We start from the raw sequence: 17,573 nt of genomic DNA, 5'->3' as shown, positions 1-17,573 counted from the left end.
TCCGGCCGGTCCGGTGTCGGACCGGCCGGATCCGGCCGCCCGGCGGCGAAGGCCGGGCGGCCGCGACCGGTCAGGCCTCCTGGCCGCCGGAGGCGGAGAGCAGGGCCGTGAGGAGGCTGCGCAGACGGGTCGTGCGCGGTACGCCGGGGATCGTGGCCACCGCTGCGGGCAGCGCCGCCTCGGCGCCGTGGACCACCGACAGATGGCGTTCGGCGCGGCCGAACGCCGTGTACACCCAGGGACGGCTCAGCGCGTCCACGGCGTCGCCGGGCAGCACCACGACCGCCGCGGGCCAGCGCAGCGCCGCCGCCTGATGGGCGGTCAGGGCCCAGCCGTGCCGCAGGGTCGCGCCGACGCGGTCCCTGGCCACCGTCACCGCCGTACCCTCGCAGTCGAGCCGGAGGCCCGCCGCGTCGGCCGAGACGACGGTGCCGGGCACCGTACGTCCCGGGGCGGGGGTGTACGCGATCCGGTCGCCGGGGTCGTAGCCGCCGAAGCGGCCGGGGCCGGGGTTCAGCCGGGCCTTCAGCGCCGTGTTGAGCGCGCGGGTGCCCGCGGAACCGTGGTGGGCGACGGTGATCACCTGGGTGCGGTCGGCGGGGACGCCGATCGCCCGGGGAATCGAGTCGGCGACCAGCTGGACCGTGCGGTGGACGGCCTCGCCCGCGTCCCGCACCGGGACGATCACGACCTCCTTGCCCGGAGCTTCGACCTGGTTGAGCTCACCGACGCCGATCCCGGAGACCAGTTCGCCGACCGGGCCGGGGTCCGGGATCCGGGAGGCGATCCGGGGGCAGACCCCGGAGGCCAGCAGATCGGTGAAGACATCACCGGCACCCGCCGGGCCCAGCTGACCCGGATCGCCGCCGAGCACCAGCCGGGCGCCGTCGGGCAGGGACTCGACGAGCACCGCCGCGGGCTCCACGCCCAGCCGGGGTGCGTCCAGGACGACCAGCAGGTCGAGCGCCCAGGCGCCGTCCTCGTCACGGCCCGGTCCGGCCGCTCCGGCGAGCAGCGCCGCGACCGTGACCGCTTCCGGGCCCAGGGCGCGGGCCGCCTGCTCGCTGTGGACGGCGACGACCGCCGTCAGCCCCAGGGACCGGGCGGCCCCGGCCAGGGCGGCCGGCTCGGCGCGGGCGGCCTCGCCGCCCGTGTGGAGGACCAGCCCGTGGGCGGCGAGGGCGCGGGTGAGTTCCGTGGGCTCCGCCACCGACTCCCAGCGGGTGTCCGGGCCGCTCCTGGCCAGTCTGGCGAGACCGTCGGCGAGGCTCTCCTCGGCGAGGGCGTACCGGTCGAGGGAGAGCAGCACGGGCCCCGTCGGAGCCTCCTCGTCGCCGTCCGGATCCTCCGTTCCCTCCCCGGCCGGCGCGGCACCGGTCTCGTGCACGGCACCGGCAGGACCGGTGGGATCTGCGGGATCAGCCGGATCAGTGGGGAAGGCCAGCGCCACGCCGTCGGCGACCGCCCGCTCCAGCGCCTCGTCGGGGTCGGGCACCGCGCGCCCGGCGAGCGCGGCCAGAACGGCGGACGACGGCACCGCGGTGTCTCCCCGCAGCGCCGCCCGCTCCAGCTCCCGAACGATCAGGGCGGCGGTGCGCCGCGGGTCCCCGGGACCGCAGTCGCCGGCCAGCAGCACCTGGGCGAAGGAGTCGGCCTGCTCGGGGCCGACCCCGGGCACCGCGAGCAGCCGCCAGGGGTCTTCCTGCAGGACGGCAGCGGCCCGCTCCCCGAGGGCCTCCACCACCGCGGGGGCCGACTCCTCGGAAGCACGTCCCCGGGCCAGCACGGCCCGCACGGCGGCCACGGCCTCGGGCGCGGGCCCGGCCACCACCGCGGGGGCTTCGGGAGCGGGGCGGGGGCCGGTGACCCGCGGCGGGGCGGTCTCGACGGGGCGGGCCGCCGCGGCCGCCGCCGGGAAGAACGCGCTGCCCGACTTCTCGCCGCGCTCCACGGCCCGGACGGCCGCGAGCAGCTCGGCCGCGGAACCGCTCAGCCGCTCACCGGCGGTTACCGGCCCGGCCCGCTCGGCCTTGCGCTGCGCGATCTTCGCCCGCAGCTCACGCTGCGCGGCCAGCTCCGCCTGCGCCTCCGACAACTGCCCGGCCTCCCGGCCACCGTCTCCGTTGCCGCTGTTTCCGCCTTCGGCGGCTGGAGGGTCCTCCGGGGAGCCGTCCGGTTCCGCTTCCGAACCGGGTTCCGACGGCTGCTTCTCCGAAGCCACCGAAGCCTCCGGGCCCTCGGACGCGCTGCCGGATACGTCGGGTGCGTCGGGTGCCGATTCCTCGCGGGCGCCGTCCGGGTCCGCGGTCCGTACCTCCCGGCCCTCCGCCGCCGGAGTCTCCCCGGGCACACCGGACCCGGCTGCGGAGCGGTCTTCGGCGGCCTCGGGCTCACGGCCCTCGGCGTCGGCCGGGGGTTCGGGGTGCGGCCCCCGGGAAGGCGCGGTCACAGCGTGCTCCAGTCCTGGTCGGGATAGCGGTGCACGGGAGCCGACACATCGTCGAGCGCCCGGCGGATCTCGTCAGGAAGACTAAGCGTCTCCACCGACAACGCGGCCGCGAGCTGCTTCGCGTTGCGCGCGCCGACGATCGGGGCCACCACTCCGGGACGGTCCCGGACCCAGGCCAGCGCCACCTGGAGCGGTGTCACGGCGAGCCCGTCGGCGGCGGTGGTCACCGCACCCACGATGCGGTCGGCCGTCTCGTCCAGATACGGCTCGACGAAGGCACCGAGCCGCTCCGACGCGCCCCGCGAATCCGCCGGTACCCCACCGCGGTACTTGCCGGTGAGCACCCCGCGCCCCAGCGGCGACGACGGCAGCAGACCGACGCCCAGGTCCAGCGCGGCTGGCAGGACCTCGCGCTCCACCCCCCGCTGCAACAGCGAATACTCCATCTGAGTGCTGGCGATCCGGGTGCGTACCCCGGGCGCGGCGAGCTGCCAGGTCGCGGCCTTGGCGAGCTGCCAGCCGCAGAAGTTCGACACGCCCGCATACCGGGCGCGGCCACTGGTGACGGCGGTGTCCACGGCCTGGAGGGTCTCCTCCAGCGGGGTCAGCGGGTCGAAGGCATGGACCTGCCACAGGTCGACGTGGTCGGTGCCCAGACGCTGGAGGGAGTCGTCGAGCGCGGCGAGCAGATGCCCTCGCGAGCCGTCGAAGCGGCGGTCGGGATCGGGCACGCTCCCGGCCTTGGTCGCTATGACCAGATCCCGCCGCGGCACCAGCCGCTCCACGAGCTGCCCCAGCACGAACTCGGCATCCCCGCCCCCGTACACATCGGCGGTGTCGACGAGCGTCCCGCCCGCCTCCCAGAACGCCTTGAGTTGGTCGGCGGCGTCGTGCTCGTCGGTGTCCCGGCCCCAGGTCAGGGTGCCGAGCCCGATCCGGGACACGCGCAGGCCGGTGCTGCCGAGATGCCTCTGCTCCATGAGCGCTGAGGGTACTGGCCGGGGGACGACACCGAGAGAGCCTGTGGACAACCGGGCAACGGCCCGGCCCGCGGTACGAGGTGGCGAAGACGACCCTGACGGATCCGGTCCGGGCGCGCTAGAGTCCCCGCCACAGGGATGTTACTGATTGGTAAGGGGAGTGGGTATGCGGCTCGGCATCAATCTCGGCTACTGGGGCGCCGGTATGGACGGCGACAATCTGACCGTCGCCCGGGAGGCGGACCGCCTCGGCTACGACGTCTGCTGGGCGGCCGAGGCCTACGGCTCCGACGCACCGACCGTACTGAGCTGGGTCGCGGCGCAGACCGAGCGCATCGACGTCGGCTCCGCCATCATGCAGATCCCCGCCCGCCAGCCCGCCATGACGGCCATGACGGCCGCCACCCTCGACTCCCTCTCCGGCGGACGCTTCCGGCTCGGCCTCGGGGTGTCCGGCCCCCAGGTCTCGGAGGGCTGGTACGGGGTGAAGTTCGACAAACCGCTCTCCCGCACCCGGGAGTACGTCGAGATCGTCCGCAAGGCGATGACCCGTCAGCGGCTCACCCACGACGGAGAGCACTGGACCCTCCCGCTGCCCGGCGGCCCCGGCAAGCCCATCAAGCTCACCGTCCACCCCCAGCGCGAGCACATCCCCCTCTACATCGCCGCCATAGGCCCCAAGAACCTCGAACAGACCGGTGAGATCGCCGACGGCGCCCTGCTGATCTTCCCGTCCGCCGCGCATCTGGAGGAGACCGCGATCCGGCCGCTGCGCGCGGGCCGCGAGAAGGCCGGCAAGACCATGGAGGGCTTCGACGTCTGTCCGACCTTGCCGATCGCGCTCGGGGACGACGTCACCGCGCTCGCCGACGTCTTCCGCCCCTACACCGCCCTCTACGTCGGCGGCATGGGCAGCCGTAAGCAGAACTTCTACAACCAGCTCGCCCGTCGCATGGGGTACGAGAAGGAGGCCGCCGAGATCCAGGACCGCTACCTGGACGGGGACAAGGACGGCGCCGCCGCCGCCGTACCGCACGAGCTGATCGACTCCACGACCCTCCTCGGCTCCGTCGAGCGGATCGCCGACGGGATGCGCGCCTACGCGGACGCAGGGGTCACCACCCTCACGCTCGCCCCGGCGGGATTCACGCTCGACGAGCGCCTCGCCGCCCTGCGCGCAGGCACGGAGGCCCTGGAGCACGCCGGACTGGCCTGAGCCCGGCGGACCGGCCCGGGGCACGGCAGTCGAACGGCGCGGCGCCGTACGGGGGCGGCCGCGCCGTTCCGCCACGGCCACGGCGCTGACAGACGTGCCCCGCGGCCGCCGCAACAGGTCGGCACGCGCGCCCCACCCGCCTCGCCGGCACCGTCCGGAGCAGGGCCGTGACCTGTTCGGCGCAGTTGTCCGTCCGAGCTGTTGCCACCTGTGCCCCACCGCATTTGACTCGTTCTTTGCGGATGCTTTCAGGAGGTGCAGCCATGCTCTCGGCCCGAAGCCTGTTCCAGGAAATCCTCGACAACGACGACTCCTACCGGCTCTTCTGCTCCATCGCCGCGAGCGGCGAGGCACAGGGCGGCTGGGAGAACGCGCGCATCGCCGCCCTCGTACCCACCGGCCTGCGCGACCTCGCCCCCAGGATCACCCGGCACGGCGCCGACGAGGACAAGCACGGCAGGATCTTCAACGCCCTGCTGAGGAAGCGCGGGCTCGACCCCGTCCCCGTACCGCCCGAGGCCGACTACACGATGCTCCTCGAACGCCGCGGCATCGGTCTCGCGCACGAGAAGCTCGGCCGCGAGGAAACCCTCACCGAACAGGACATCGTCGTCTACCTCTCCCACAGCCGGGTCACCGAGCAGCGCGCCGCCGACCAGATGATCATGCTGGTCAGATACTTCGGCGACCACCCCGAGGTCGGCAAGGCCATCAGGATGATCTCCCACGACGAGGACAACCACCTCGCCTACTGCCACGAGGAACTCCTGCGGCTCACCGCCGCGGGGCACGGCCCGGCCATCCGCCGGATCCTGCGCTCGTGCGCCCTCGCGGAGATCCGGATCTACCGCGACGTCAGCCTCGCCGTCATGGAGCGCATGGGGGGTCTGCTGGGCTGGTCGCCGACGAAGGCGGCGGTGCTGACCGCCGGGGTCCATGCGATGTACCTCTACGAACGGCTCGGCGGCTGGCGCCGTATGGTCCGGCTGCGAATGCCGGAGCGCCGCGGGGCCCTCGACGGACCCGCGGCTCCCGCTCCCGCCTTCTGAACCCCGGACGGCCGCTCCGCTCCTGTCTGTCCGTCTGCCTGCCCGCTGCCGCGCCGCCCGGCCGCCGGGCCGGACGGTGACGCCCCGGCGCGCCGGAAACCGCCCCGACGGCCCCAGCGGATACGAACGCCGCAACCGGCGAACATCTGTACGGCACAGGCGGCCGGGGCGGAGGGGACGAGTCCGCGGCGGTTGTCCACAGGCCCCCCACGGGCCGTGCCCGGGCGCCTACCCTGGCGGACATGGCCACCCTGATTCTCGTACGCCACGGACGCTCCACCGCCAACACGGCGGGCGTGCTCGCGGGCCGGACCCCCGGAGTCCATCTCGACGAGCGCGGAGTCGAACAGGCGGCGGCACTGCCCGGACGCCTCGCCGCCGTGCCGCTCGCCCTTGCCGTCACCAGCCCCCAGGAGCGCTGCCGGGAGACCCTCGGACCGCTCCTCGACGCCCGCCCCGGGCTGGAGCTGCGGACCGACGAGCGCGTCGCCGAATGCGACTACGGAGACTGGTCCGGCCGCAAGCTCGGAGAGCTGGCCGACGACCCCCTGATGACGGTGGTCCAGCAACACCCCTCGGCGGCCGCCTTCCCCGGCGGGGAATCCCTGCGCGCCATGCAGGCCCGGGCCGTCGACGCCGTCCGGGACTGGAACGCCCGGGTGACGGCCGAGCACGGCGAGGACGCGACCTATCTCGTCTGCACCCACGGCGACATCATCAAATCCCTCGTCGCCGACGCCCTCGGCCTCCACCTCGACCTCTTCCAGCGGATCCACGCCGAACCCTGCTCCGTCACCGCCGTGCGGTACACCGGCACCCGCCCCTTCCTGCTGCGTCTAGGTGACACCGGCGAATTCGGCTCCCTCGTATCCCGTCACGGCCGCAGGACCGACGCCGATACGACCGGCGGCGACCCCGCCCCCGAGGGGAACGCGGTGGTAGGGGGTGGTGCGGGCGCCCCGTGATCGTCCGGCGCAGTAGGGTGGACGGGCGGTCGGCGCATGCGGCCGTACGGCACGTGACACCGTCCCTGCGTGCCCGCGCGGCCGGCGCCCGGCCGGCCCGCCGTCGTCAACAGCACAGCCACCCCCGGCGGGGTGGAGTCACCGCACAGGCCCCGGCCGTCGGACCACGGCCCGGCGGCTGTCCCCGAGCCCGAGGGAGTCAGAGCGTGTCCCGTCAGGTGTTCCTCTACGACCCGCCGGACCGGTTCGTGGCCGGTACGGTCGGGCTCCCCGGACGCCGTACGTTCTTCCTCCAGGCGTCAGCCGGAGGCCGCGTCACCAGTGTCGCCCTGGAGAAGACCCAGGTGGCGGCGTTGGCCGAGCGCATCGACGAGCTCCTCGACGAAGTCGTACGCCGTACCGGAGGCAATGCCCCGGTGCCCGCGGTGGCCCCCGCCGACATCGCCGACACCGCTCCGCTCGACGCCCCCGTCGAGGAGGAGTTCCGGGTCGGGACCATGGCGCTGGCCTGGGACGGCGAGGAACAGCGCATGATCGTCGAAGCCCAGGCCCTGGTCGAGCTGGAGGCCGACTCGGAGGAGGACCTCGCCGAGGCCGAGGAGCGACTGCTCCAGGACGAGGAGAACGGCCCCCCGATGCTCCGGGTCCGGCTCACCGGTGCCCAGGCCCGGGCCTTCGCCAAACGCGCCCTCGACGTCGTCAACGCGGGCCGCCCGCCGTGCCCCCTGTGCAGCCTCCCGCTCGACCCGGAAGGACACGTATGCCCGCGCCAGAACGGATACCGCCGGGGGGCGTGACCGCACCCGGCGACCGTACCGGAGCGCTCCGCCTCCTCGGCCGGGGCGAGCTGACCGTGCGCGGCCGGATCCCCGGGGCGTCCAACGCGGTGCTGCTCTGCACGGTGGCGTACGAGGGCGAGGAAGCGAGCTGCGTCTACAAGCCCGTCACCGGTGAGCGCCCCCTGTGGGACTTCCCCGACGGCACCCTCGCCGAGCGCGAGGTCGCCGCCTGGGAGGTCTCCGAGGCGCTCGGCTGGGGACTCGTCCCGCCGACCGTGCTGCGCGACGGCCCCTACGGCCGCGGCATGGTCCAGCTGTGGATCGAAGCGGATCCCGACGCCGGACTGCTCGCCCTGGTCGACGGCGACGAACCGGACGACGGCTGGAAGGCCGTCGGCCTCGCCGAGGTCGGCGAGGGCCGCACCGCGCTCCTCGTCCACGCGGACGACGACCGCCTGCGCAGACTCGCCGTACTCGACGCGGTGATCAACAACGGTGACCGCAAGGGCGGCCATCTGCTGCCCGCGGTGGACGGGGCGCTGTACGCGATCGACCACGGCGTCACCTTCAACGCCGAAGCCCGGCTCCGTACCCTCCTGTGGGGCTGGGCGGGCGAGGCGCTGCCGCCGGACGCCGTGGCGGCCCTGGCACGGCTCGCGGACGCCCTGCGCCCCGACGGGCCACTGGCCATCCGGCTGGCCGAGCTGCTGACCGCCACCGAGGTCGACGGCGTCCGCGTGCGCGTGGACCGGCTCCGGACCACCGGCACCCATCCGGAGCCGACGGGGGAGTGGCCGGCCATTCCCTGGCCCCCGGTCTGACCGTCCCCGTCCGCGGCGAGCGCCGCTCGCTGTGGCTTTGCGGCCCCGGGGGTTTCGCCGGGCCGGGCCCGGGGAAGCCTGGGGCACGGAGGCTCACGCCAAGATCGTTGCACCCCGCGGCAGCGTCGGCGCGGGGGCTGAGGTTAGGCTCGGATGCATGCATGCCTGGCCCGCTTCCGAGGTCCCCGCCCTGCCCGGCAAGGGCCGCGACCTCAGGATTCACGACACCGCGACCGGTGAACGAGTCACCCTCGCACCCGGTCCCGTCGCCCGTCTCTACGTCTGCGGTATCACCCCGTACGACGCGACCCATCTGGGTCACGCGGCGACTTACAACGCGTTCGACCTCGTTCAGCGCGTGTGGCTCGACACGAAGCGACAGGTTCACTACGTCCAGAACGTCACGGACGTCGACGATCCGCTCCTGGAGCGCGCCGTCCGGGACGGCGAGGACTGGACGGAGCTCGCGCAGCGCGAGACCAAGCTGTTCCGCGAGGACATGACGGCCCTGCGGATGCTGCCGCCGCGCCACTACATCGGTGCGGTCGAGTCGATACCCCGCATCGTCCCGCTCGTGGAACGGCTCCGCGACGCCGGGGCCGCCTACGACCTCGACGGCGACACCTACTTCTCGGTGGAGAGCGACCCGCACTTCGGCGAGGTCTCCCGTCTCGACGCCGAGGCCATGAGGCTGCTCTCCGCCGAACGCGGCGGCGACCCCGACCGGCCGGGCAAGAAGAACCCCCTCGACCCGGTCCTGTGGCTGGCCGCCCGGGACGGCGAACCGCACTGGGACGGCGGCACCCTGGGCCCCGGCCGCCCCGGCTGGCACATCGAGTGCGTGGCCATCGCCCTCGACCACCTCGGCATGGGCTTCGACATCCAGGGCGGCGGCTCCGACCTGGTCTTCCCCCATCACGAGATGGGCGCATCGCACGCCCAGGCGCTCACCGGCGAGCACCCCTTCGCCCAGGCGTACGTCCACGCCGGAATGGTCGCGCTGGACGGCGAGAAGATGTCGAAGTCCCGGGGCAACCTGGTCTTCGTCTCGGCCCTGCGCCGGGCCGGCACCGACCCGGCCGCTATCCGGCTCGCGCTCCTCGCCCACCACTACCGCAGCGACTGGGAGTGGACGGACGCGGATCTCACGGCCGCCGAGGAGCGCCTCGCCCGCTGGCGTGCCGCGGTGTCCCGCCCCGACGGGCCGTCCGCCGACGCGATGCTGGAGGAGGTCCGTACCGCACTCGCCGACGATCTCGACGCACCGGCCGCGCTCGCTGCGGTCGACCGCTGGGCCGAACTCCAGCGGTCGGCGGGCGGAACCGAAGAGGACGCCCCGGGCCTCGTCTCCCGGACCGTGGACGCGCTGCTGGGCGTGGCGCTCTGACCTCCGCCCCGCGACGGACCGCTGAAGAAGCAGGGACAGCCACCGAGTAGATACCGAGCAGCCTCACCGGGGGAAGACCAATTCCCTGGTGAGGCTGCTGTCGTCCGACGGCCCGGGCCGCACGGGGCGGGTGAACTCAGCACGACGGGGACGCGCCCGCGGAGTGCGGGCGGCGTCCCCGCCGCTCGGCCGACGCCCTCGGCGTCAGGTGTTCTTCCCGTCGGAGTCGGAGTCGGAGTCGGAGTCGGAACCGGAGTCGGAACCGGAACCGGAGCCCTCGTCGGACTCGGGTGCCGGGTTCGAATCGGTCCCGGAATCCGCTTCCGAGCCGGAACCGGAACTGCCGCTGCCGGAGCTGCCCGAGCCGTCTGAGCCGTCGGAATCAGCGGAGCCGTCGGGCCGCCCGTCACCGGCCGAGTCCCCCTCCCCCTGCCCGTCGCCGACCCCATCGCCGGCCCCGGTCTCGGCGTCCGGCTCCCGGTCCCGCGCATCGGCCGCCTCGTCGCGCTCCGGCCACCGCGCCTTGGACGCACGTCCGAGCCCGCCCGACGGATCGCGCAGATACGAGCCACCGGCCGTACCGGCGGAACCGCCCGGTCCCGGTTCGCCCGGATCCGGACCGACACCCGGGCCCGGCCCCAGTCCGCCGACCGCGCCCGGACCGCCGTCCCGCCGCCGCAGATAGCGCTCGAACTCGCGGGCGATGGCCTCGCCCGAAGCCTCCGGCAGCTCCGCCGTGTCGCGCGCCTCCTCCAGCGTCTGGACGTACTCGGCGACCTCGGAGTCCTCGGCCGCGAGCTGGTCCACGCCCAGCTGCCAGGCCCGCGCGTCCTCGGGCAGTTCGCCCAGCGGGATCCGCAGGCCGATCAGATCCTCCAGCCGGTTCAGCAGCGCCAGCGTCGCCTTGGGGTTCGGCGGCTGCGACACATAGTGCGGCACCGCCGCCCACAGGCTCACCGCGGGCACCCCGGCGTGCGTGCACGCCTCCTGGAGGATGCCGACGATGCCCGTCGGCCCCTCGTACCGGGTCTCCTCCAGGTCCAGCGTCCGGGCCAGATCGGGGTCGGAGGTGATTCCGCTGACCGGGACCGGCCGGGTGTGCGGGGTGTCCCCGAGCAGTGCCCCGAGGATCACCACCATCTCCACGCCCAGTTCATGGGCGAATCCGAGGATTTCATTGCAGAACGAACGCCAGCGCATGGACGGTTCGATACCGCGTACCAGCACCAGATCACGGGGCTTGTCGCCGCCCACCCGGACCACCGACAGCCGGGTCGTGGGCCAGGTGATCTTCCGTACTCCGCCGTCCATGTACACCGTGGGCCGGTTGACCTGGAAGTCGTAGTAGTCCTCGGCGTCGAGTGCCGCGAAGACCTCGCCCTTCCACTCCCGGTCCAGATGTGCGACCGCGGTGGAGGCGGCGTCGCCGGCGTCGTTCCAGCCCTCGAACGCGGCCACCATGACCGGGTCGATCAGCTCGGGTACCCCCTCGAGCTCGATCACCCAGTGCCTCCTTCCGAAGTTCCCTCTCGTACGCCCCAACCTTACGGCTTTCGGGCGGTGCCACCGCAGCCCCTGTGCACGGCCGGGTGAACGGGTGTCCGTCCGTTTCCTTGCCCCCAACACCGGTGATTCATCCGAGCTGTTACCAGGAGATTCCGAGCATTTTCCGATTGCGCCGGGCGGCTTCCGCGGCAGCCGGTCTCCGGAGCGGTCCGGGGAGCGCGCCGTCTCAGTGCGCCGAGCGGAGCCACCGCTCCACGCTCGCGATGTGCACGGTCGCCCAGGAGCGGGCCGCTTCCGCGTCCCCGTCGCGCAGTGCGGCCAGGATCGCCCGGTGTTCGTCGAGGGCGGTCCCGATCTCGCCCTCCCGGCTCAGCCCCCGCCAGATCCGGTCCCGGGTCGCCGGTCCGGACAGCCCGTCGAGCAGGGCGCACAGGACCGAATTGCCCGACCAGCGGGCGATGTCGCGGTGGAAGGCGAGATCGGCTTCGACCAGCTCGTCCACCGAGGGCTCCGGGCCCAGCGCATCCACCTGCGCGCCCAGCTCCGCGAGTGCGGCACCGGTGATCCGGCCCGCCGCGAGACCCGTCGCGGCGGGCTCCAGAATCCGGCGTACGGCAAGGAACTCCGGCGCCGTGTCGTCGCGGTGGCAGTCCGCGACGAAACGGAGCGCCTCCCTCAGCATCCGGGCGTCGAGACTGGTCACATAGGTGCCGTCGCCCTGGCGGACGTCGAGGATCCGGATCACCGAGAGCGCCCGGACGGCCTCCCGCAGGGAATTGCGCGACAGTCCGAGACCGGCGGCCAGTTCGCTCTCCCGGGGGAGCCGGTCGCCGGGCCGCAGCTCGCCCGAGACGATCATGTCTTTGATCTTCTCGATCGCGTCGTCCGTGACGGCCATGAGGCGCCCCCGTCCCGTGAGTCATCGGACGTCTGACGGTGTCCGAGAGTACCGCGTGGGCGGCTCCGGCGGAGCCGCCCACGACGGGGGTGCGAACGGGTGCCCGCAAGGGGGGCGGGCACCCGCGGGGGTCAGGACCGCTGCGTCAGCAGACCCTCCACCCGGCCCCGGATGTCGTCCGTGGCCAGACCACGGATGGTCAGCGTGGTACGGCGGCGCAGTACGTCGTCCGCGGTCTCGGCCCACTCGTGGTCGCGCGCGTACACCACCTGGGCCCAGATCTCCGGGGCGTCGGGGTGGATCCGCTCGGCCAGCGCCGGGTCGTCGTTGGCGAGCCGGGCGATGTCGAACGCCAGCGAACCGTAGTGGGTGGCGAGGTGACGGGCGGTGTCCGCGGCCATCCGGGGGCCGGGCGCCGGCCCGTCGACCAGCAGCCGGTGCTCGACCGCGCGCGGGTTGGCTATGCCGGGCAGCGGAAGCTTCCGCGGCAGGCCGGACATCGGCGTCATGTCCTCGGCCAGCGAGTGTCCGGGCAGGGCCGCCAGCTTGTTCATGATCGTACGGCCGATATGGCGGAAGGTCGTCCACTTGCCGCCCGCGATCGACAGCATGCCGCCCGTGCCCTCGGTGACCACGGTCTCCCGCTTGGCCTGGGAGGTGTCGCCGGGACCGCCCGGCAGCACCCGCAGTCCGGCGAAGGAGTACGTGATCAGATCGCGGGAGAGCTGCTGGTCCCGGACCGAGAAGGCGGCCTCGTCGAGGATCTGCGCGGTGTCCTTCTCGGTGACCGACACATCGGCGGGGTCGCCCTCGTACATCTCGTCCGTCGTACCGAGCAGGAGCATGTCCTCCCACGGCAGGGCGAAGGTGATGCGGTACTTGTCGATCGGGGTGGCCAGCGCCGCCCGCCAGGGGGAGGTGCGCTTGAGGACCAGGTGCGCGCCCTTGGAGAGCCGGATCGACGGGGCCGCGTTCGGGTCCTCCATCCGCCGCAGATGGTCCACCCACGGGCCGGTGGCGTTGAGGACCAGCCGGGCGGTGACGCCGAACTCGGTGCCGTCGGTGCGGTCCCTGAGGTCGGCACCGCTCACCCGGCTCTTGGTGAATCGCAGTCCGGTGACCTCCGCGTGGTTGAGGACGGTGGCACCCGCGGCGACGGCTGCACGGACCGTCATGAGCGCCATCCGGGCGTCGTTCATCTGGTCGTCGCCGTAGACCGCGACGGCCTTCAGACCGTCGGTGCGCAGCTCGGGCACGTCCCGGCGGGCCCGGGACGGGCTGATCACATGGCCGACGCCGTCGCCGAAGGCGGAGAGGGCCGAGTACGCGAAGACACCGGCGCCCAGCTTGGCCGCACCGTGCGGCCCGCCCTTGTAGACGGGCAGATAGAAGGTGAGCGGGTTGGAGAGGTGGGGGGCGACCTCGCGGGAGACCGCCCGCCGCTCGAAGTGGTTCTCCGCGACCAGCTTCACCGCACCGGTCTGGAGGTAGCGCAGACCGCCGTGGAGCAGCTTGGAGGAGGCGGAGGAGGTGGCGCCGGCGAAGTCGCCGGCGTCCACCAGGGCCACCCGCAGACCGGCCTGGGCGGCGTGCCAGGCGGTGGAGATGCCCAGGATGCCGCCGCCGATCACCAGAAGATCGTAGGTGGCCCGGGCCAGCTGCTCCCGGGTCTCGGCACGGCCCGGCAGGGAGCCTGCGGCCGGGTGCGTCCCGAGGGCCGGAACGCTCTGCAGGGTGGTCATTTCGCTTACTCCTCGTGCTCGATCCAGCCCATGGTCCGCTCGACGGCCTTGAGCCAGTTCTTGTACTCGCTCCGGCGCCGGTCGGCGTCCATGCGAGGGGTCCATTCGGCGGCCCGGCGCCAGTTGGCGCGGAGCGCGTCGGTGTCCGGCCAGAAGCCGACCGCGAGGCCGGCGGCGTAGGCCGCGCCGAGGCAGGTGGTCTCGGCGACCATCGGGCGCACGACGGGTGCGTCCAGAACGTCGGCGAGGGTCTGCATCAGCAGGTTGTTGGAGGTCATTCCGCCGTCGACCTTGAGGGCGGTCAGCTCGACGCCGGAGTCCTTGGTCATGGCGTCCGTGATCTCACGGGTCTGCCAGGCGGTGGCCTCCAGCACGGCCCGGGCGATGTGCGCCTTGGTCACGTACCGGGTCAGACCGGCGATCACACCGCGGGCGTCCGACCGCCAGTAGGGGGCGAAGAGGCCGGAGAAGGCGGGGACGACGTAGGCGCCGCCGTTGTCCTCCACGGACAGGGCGAGGGTCTCGATCTCGGCGGCCGATTTGATCAGCCCCATCTGGTCGCGCATCCACTGCACCAGGGAGCCGGTGACGGCGATGGAGCCTTCCAGGGCGTAGACCGGGGCCTGGTCGCCGATCCGGTAGCCGACCGTGGTCAGCAGCCCGTTGTACGAGTTCACCGGGGTGCCGCCGGTGTTCATCAGCATGAAGGTGCCGGTGCCGTACGTGGACTTGGCCTCGCCCTCGGAGAAGCAGGTCTGGCCGAAGAGGGCGGCCTGCTGGTCACCGAGCGCGGACGCGACGGGGACACCGTCGAGGACGCCGCCCTTGGCGGTGCCGTACACCTCGGAGGAGGAGCGGATCTCCGGCAGGACCGCCGCGGGCACCTCCATGGAGGTGAGGATCTTGTCGTCCCACGCCATGGTGTGGAGGTTCATCAGCATGGTGCGCGACGCATTGGTCACGTCCGTGACGTGGACACCGCCGTCGACTCCGCCGGTGAGGTTCCAGATGACCCAGGAGTCCATGGTGCCGAAGAGGATGTCGCCGCGTTCGGCGCGCTCGCGCAGGCCCTCGACGTTGTCCAGCAGCCAGCGGACCTTCGGCCCGGCGAAGTAGCTGGCGAGCGGCAGCCCGGTCTCGCGGCGGAAGCGGTCCTGGCCGACGTTGCGGCCCAGTTCCCGGCAGAGCGCGTCGGTACGGGTGTCCTGCCAGACGATCGCGTTGTGCACCGGCTCACCGGTGGCGCGGTCCCACAGCAGCGTGGTCTCGCGCTGGTTGGTGATGCCGATCGCCTTCACGTCGTCCCGGGTGATCCCGGCCTTGGAGAGGGCGCCCGCCACCACTTCCTGGACATTGGTCCAGATCTCGGCGGCGTTGTGCTCGACCCAGCCCGGCTTCGGGAAGATCTGCTCGTGCTCCTTCTGGTCGACCGAAACGATCCGGCCGTCCTTGTCGAAGACGATGCAGCGACTGGACGTGGTGCCCTGGTCGATGGCGGCGATGAACGGTCCGGCGGTGTGTGCGTCGGTCACGGGGTGCTCCTGCTCGGAAGGCTCGGTGGTCGATGGTGTCTCACGGGACTCGGATCCCGTCTCAGGCGAACGCGAGATCGTAGATACCCGCTGCGAGGGCACCGCCCGCGAGCGGTCCCACCACGGGGATCCACGCATAGCTCCAGTCCGAGCCGCCCTTGTTGGGCAGCGGGAGCAGGGCGTGGACGATCCGGGGACCGAGGTCACGGGCCGGGTTGATGGCGTAGCCCGTCGGGCCGCCGAGGGAGAGGCCGATGCCGACCACGACGAAGGCGGTGATCAGGGCGCCGAGGGTGCTCAGCCCCTTGCCCTCGGCGTTCAGGCCCTGGGTGAGCACGGCGAGCACGAGGACGGCCGTACCGAGGATCTCGGTGGCGAGGTTCTGCCAGGCGATCCGGATCTCGGGGCCGGTGGAGAAGATGCCGAGGACCGGCCCGGCGTTTCCGCCCTGGGAGCCTTCGATGAGCGGCTTGTCCGCGGGATCGCCGATGATCTCGCGGTCGTTGAGGTGCGCCATGAACTGCCCGTAGTAGGCGACCACGACCAGAGCGGCGCCGATCATCGCGCCGAGGACCTGGCCCAGGATGTAGTACGGGACGTTCGACCAGGTCCCGTCCTTGATGGCGATACCCACGGTGACGGCGGGGTTCAGATGGGCGCCGGAGAGGGAACTCGTCATGTACACGGCGGTCATCACGGCGAAACCCCAGCCGAAGGTGATGGCCAGCCAGCCCGCACCGCGCGCCTTGGACTTCTTCAGCGAGACGGCGGCGACCACACCGCCGCCGAGCAGGATGAGAACGGCGGTACCGATGATTTCGCCGATGAAGATATTGGAGCTGGACACCGCGACTCCTTTGTCCTTGTCCAGGTATGGCGAACCCCGGCTCCTCCGGTGGCTCGCGCCCCGCGGCGGGAGCCAGCGGGGCGGTATCGGTCCTTGGGCGCTGTCACACTCTAACGCGGATTTTCGTCAGTCGTTCGACAATGCCGACCGATGAACGGCAGTTTTCCTCCGCCTCAACATGCCGTCAAGGCCTGGACGCCCTGAGGTTCGGAAAAACCGGAACCAGTGCAACCGTTCCGGCGAGTGGTGACTCTATGGAAATGTACGGTTATCCGATGATGCGCCCGGAATCGCCATTGCGCTCGATGTCATGCGCCGGACCGGTGTGCGGCCCTTCTCTCAAGAGGTCCGAAGGGGTCCGGAGAGGTCCGGCGGGGTCCGGCGCGCGGTAGGAGCGGGCCGGGGGCCCCGGCAGCGCCGTGCGGCAGGGGGTGTCGTGGCGGGCCCCTTCCGTGGGGGCATTCCGGTACGGAGCCGGCCCGGACGGGCGCGCGATGCCGTACGTCCCCGGTGCAGAACGCACGGAACGCACGGAACGCGCGCCCGACCCGGCACCGGCCCGTCCGGACCGCGCGGGACGCGCCGGGCCCGGCCGCGGCTCAGAAGCGTCCGGCGCCCAGATCCCGCGAGACCGCCCTGGCGCACTCCCGTACCGCTGTGATCAGTTCCGGGCGCAGCTCCCGCCGCTCCTCCCGGATCTCGCACACCCGTTCCACGGCCCCCGTGATGGCGACCGCGCCCACCGGCATCCGGCGCCGGTCGTGGACGGGCGCCGCGACCGCCGCCACGCCCTCCCATGTCTCCTCCACGTCCGCGCCCCAGCCCCGGGCCCTGGTCTCCGCCAGGACGGACTCGAACTCGTCGAGTCCGGTCACGGTCAGCGGAGTGAAGGTCTTGCGCTCCGCCTCGACGGCCTCCGAGTGCGCCACCGGGTCGTACGCGGCCAGCACCTTCCCCAGGGCCGTGGAGTGCAGCGGCTGCATCGCGCCGACCTCCAGCACCTGACGGCTGTCGTCGGGCCGGAAGACGTGGTGGACGATGAGGACCCCGTGCTGGTGCAGCACTCCGAGGTGGACGCTCTCGCCGCTGGAGCGGGCCAGATCGTCCGTCCACACCAGGGCGCGGGCGCGCAGCTCGTGGACGTCGAGATAGCTGTTGCCCAGCCGGAGCAGCTCCGCGCCGAGCTGGTAGCGGCCGGACGCCGGGTCCTGCTCGACGAAGCCCTCGGCCTGGAGCGTACGGAGAATGCCGTGGGCGGTCCCCTTGGCCAGATCGAGCGACGAGGCGATGTCCGACAGGCCGAGCCGGCGCTCGCCGCCCGCGAGCAGCCGCAGCATCGCCGCCGCGCGCTCCAGCGACTGAATGTTCTTCGCCATCGGATCGGCCCTCTCCACTGCTGTTC

14 protein-coding genes are annotated in these 17,573 nt (G+C 72.7%); 6 read left to right on the top strand and 8 right to left on the bottom strand.

Going from position 1 to position 17,573, the window contains the following annotated elements; translation table 11 throughout:
- Positions 1-70: 70 nt before the first annotated feature.
- Together B7R87_RS05000 and B7R87_RS04995 are read right to left on the bottom strand one after the other, a co-directional pair.
- Positions 71-2,449, bottom strand: coding sequence for a helix-hairpin-helix domain-containing protein (locus tag B7R87_RS05000; RefSeq protein ID WP_130585435.1), 2,379 nt, complete (start codon positions 2,447-2,449; stop codon positions 71-73).
- Positions 2,446-3,429, bottom strand: coding sequence for an aldo/keto reductase (locus B7R87_RS04995; protein ID WP_006350174.1), 984 nt, complete (start codon positions 3,427-3,429; stop codon positions 2,446-2,448). The genes B7R87_RS05000 and B7R87_RS04995 overlap by 4 nt, the downstream gene beginning before the upstream one ends.
- 166 nt (positions 3,430-3,595) lie before the next feature.
- Between B7R87_RS04995 and B7R87_RS04990 the strand changes: the two genes are divergently transcribed.
- The 6 genes from B7R87_RS04990 to mshC all read left to right on the top strand — a co-directional run bounded on the left by B7R87_RS04990 (position 3,596) and on the right by mshC (position 9,646).
- On the top strand, positions 3,596-4,645 hold the full coding sequence (locus B7R87_RS04990) for an LLM class F420-dependent oxidoreductase (protein WP_006350175.1): 1,050 nt from the start codon (positions 3,596-3,598) through the stop codon (positions 4,643-4,645).
- A 263-nt stretch (positions 4,646-4,908) separates the two neighbouring features.
- Positions 4,909-5,694: a ferritin-like domain-containing protein gene (locus B7R87_RS04985; protein ID WP_006350176.1), complete on the top strand. Its 786-nt coding sequence runs from the start codon at positions 4,909-4,911 to the stop codon at positions 5,692-5,694.
- A 242-nt stretch (positions 5,695-5,936) separates the two neighbouring features.
- Entirely contained in the window at positions 5,937-6,659 is a 723-nt protein-coding gene (locus tag B7R87_RS04980) for a histidine phosphatase family protein (RefSeq protein WP_006350177.1), read from the top strand.
- Positions 6,660-6,865: 206 nt separating this feature from the next.
- Complete coding sequence (locus tag B7R87_RS04975; RefSeq protein ID WP_006350178.1) at positions 6,866-7,456, top strand: DUF3090 domain-containing protein; 591 nt, start codon at positions 6,866-6,868, stop codon at positions 7,454-7,456.
- A complete protein-coding gene (locus B7R87_RS04970) occupies positions 7,420-8,259 on the top strand; it encodes an SCO1664 family protein (protein ID WP_078902422.1) in 840 nt (279 codons plus the stop codon). Before B7R87_RS04975 ends, B7R87_RS04970 begins: the two co-directional genes overlap by 37 nt.
- Before the next feature lie 157 nt (positions 8,260-8,416).
- Positions 8,417-9,646, top strand: coding sequence for a cysteine--1-D-myo-inosityl 2-amino-2-deoxy-alpha-D-glucopyranoside ligase (gene mshC, locus B7R87_RS04965; RefSeq protein ID WP_006350180.1), 1,230 nt, complete (start codon positions 8,417-8,419; stop codon positions 9,644-9,646).
- 204 nt (positions 9,647-9,850) lie between these two features.
- On the opposite strand, the gene B7R87_RS04960 is transcribed toward mshC, so the two are convergent.
- The 6 genes from B7R87_RS04960 to B7R87_RS04935 all read right to left on the bottom strand — a co-directional run bounded on the left by B7R87_RS04960 (position 9,851) and on the right by B7R87_RS04935 (position 17,547).
- Positions 9,851-11,149 (bottom strand): PAC2 family protein, encoded by a 1,299-nt coding sequence (locus tag B7R87_RS04960; RefSeq protein ID WP_006350181.1) that lies wholly within the window; start codon positions 11,147-11,149, stop codon positions 9,851-9,853.
- A gap of 229 nt (positions 11,150-11,378) precedes the next feature.
- Entirely contained in the window at positions 11,379-12,050 is a 672-nt protein-coding gene (locus B7R87_RS04955) for a FadR/GntR family transcriptional regulator (protein WP_006350182.1), read from the bottom strand.
- A 131-nt stretch (positions 12,051-12,181) separates the two neighbouring features.
- Positions 12,182-13,792 (bottom strand): glycerol-3-phosphate dehydrogenase/oxidase, encoded by a 1,611-nt coding sequence (locus B7R87_RS04950; protein WP_006350183.1) that lies wholly within the window; start codon positions 13,790-13,792, stop codon positions 12,182-12,184.
- 5 nt (positions 13,793-13,797) lie between these two features.
- The gene (gene glpK / locus B7R87_RS04945; RefSeq protein ID WP_006350184.1) at positions 13,798-15,324 is read right to left on the bottom strand and encodes a glycerol kinase GlpK; all 1,527 of its coding nucleotides are present in this window, start codon (positions 15,322-15,324) and stop codon (positions 13,798-13,800) included.
- Between the two features lie 61 nt (positions 15,325-15,385).
- Entirely contained in the window at positions 15,386-16,171 is a 786-nt protein-coding gene (locus B7R87_RS04940) for an MIP/aquaporin family protein (protein WP_006350185.1), read from the bottom strand.
- A 599-nt stretch (positions 16,172-16,770) separates the two neighbouring features.
- Positions 16,771-17,547, bottom strand: coding sequence for an IclR family transcriptional regulator (locus tag B7R87_RS04935; protein WP_006350186.1), 777 nt, complete (start codon positions 17,545-17,547; stop codon positions 16,771-16,773).
- Between the last annotated feature and the right edge of the window lie 26 nt (positions 17,548-17,573).

Source organism: Streptomyces tsukubensis, assembly GCF_003932715.1.
GTDB lineage: Bacteria > Actinomycetota > Actinomycetes > Streptomycetales > Streptomycetaceae > Streptomyces > Streptomyces tsukubensis.
Note: the sequence above shows the minus strand (reverse complement) of the source record. Positions and strands in the feature narration are given on the sequence as shown.

What these genes read in the sequence shown, in the direction of transcription:
- B7R87_RS04935 (WP_006350186.1), bottom strand. Translation starts at nt 17,547, where the DNA reads ATGGCGAAGAACATTCAGTCGCTGGAGCGCGCGGCGGCGATGCTGCGG.
- mshC (WP_006350180.1), top strand. Translation starts at nt 8,417, where the DNA reads ATGCATGCCTGGCCCGCTTCCGAGGTCCCCGCCCTGCCCGGCAAGGGC.
- B7R87_RS04970 (WP_078902422.1), top strand. Translation starts at nt 7,420, where the DNA reads ATGCCCGCGCCAGAACGGATACCGCCGGGGGGCGTGACCGCACCCGGC.
- B7R87_RS04980 (WP_006350177.1), top strand. Translation starts at nt 5,937, where the DNA reads ATGGCCACCCTGATTCTCGTACGCCACGGACGCTCCACCGCCAACACG.
- B7R87_RS04995 (WP_006350174.1), bottom strand. Translation starts at nt 3,429, where the DNA reads ATGGAGCAGAGGCATCTCGGCAGCACCGGCCTGCGCGTGTCCCGGATC.
- B7R87_RS04990 (WP_006350175.1), top strand. Translation starts at nt 3,596, where the DNA reads ATGCGGCTCGGCATCAATCTCGGCTACTGGGGCGCCGGTATGGACGGC.
- B7R87_RS04985 (WP_006350176.1), top strand. Translation starts at nt 4,909, where the DNA reads ATGCTCTCGGCCCGAAGCCTGTTCCAGGAAATCCTCGACAACGACGAC.
- B7R87_RS04955 (WP_006350182.1), bottom strand. Translation starts at nt 12,050, where the DNA reads ATGGCCGTCACGGACGACGCGATCGAGAAGATCAAAGACATGATCGTC.
- B7R87_RS04950 (WP_006350183.1), bottom strand. Translation starts at nt 13,792, where the DNA reads ATGACCACCCTGCAGAGCGTTCCGGCCCTCGGGACGCACCCGGCCGCA.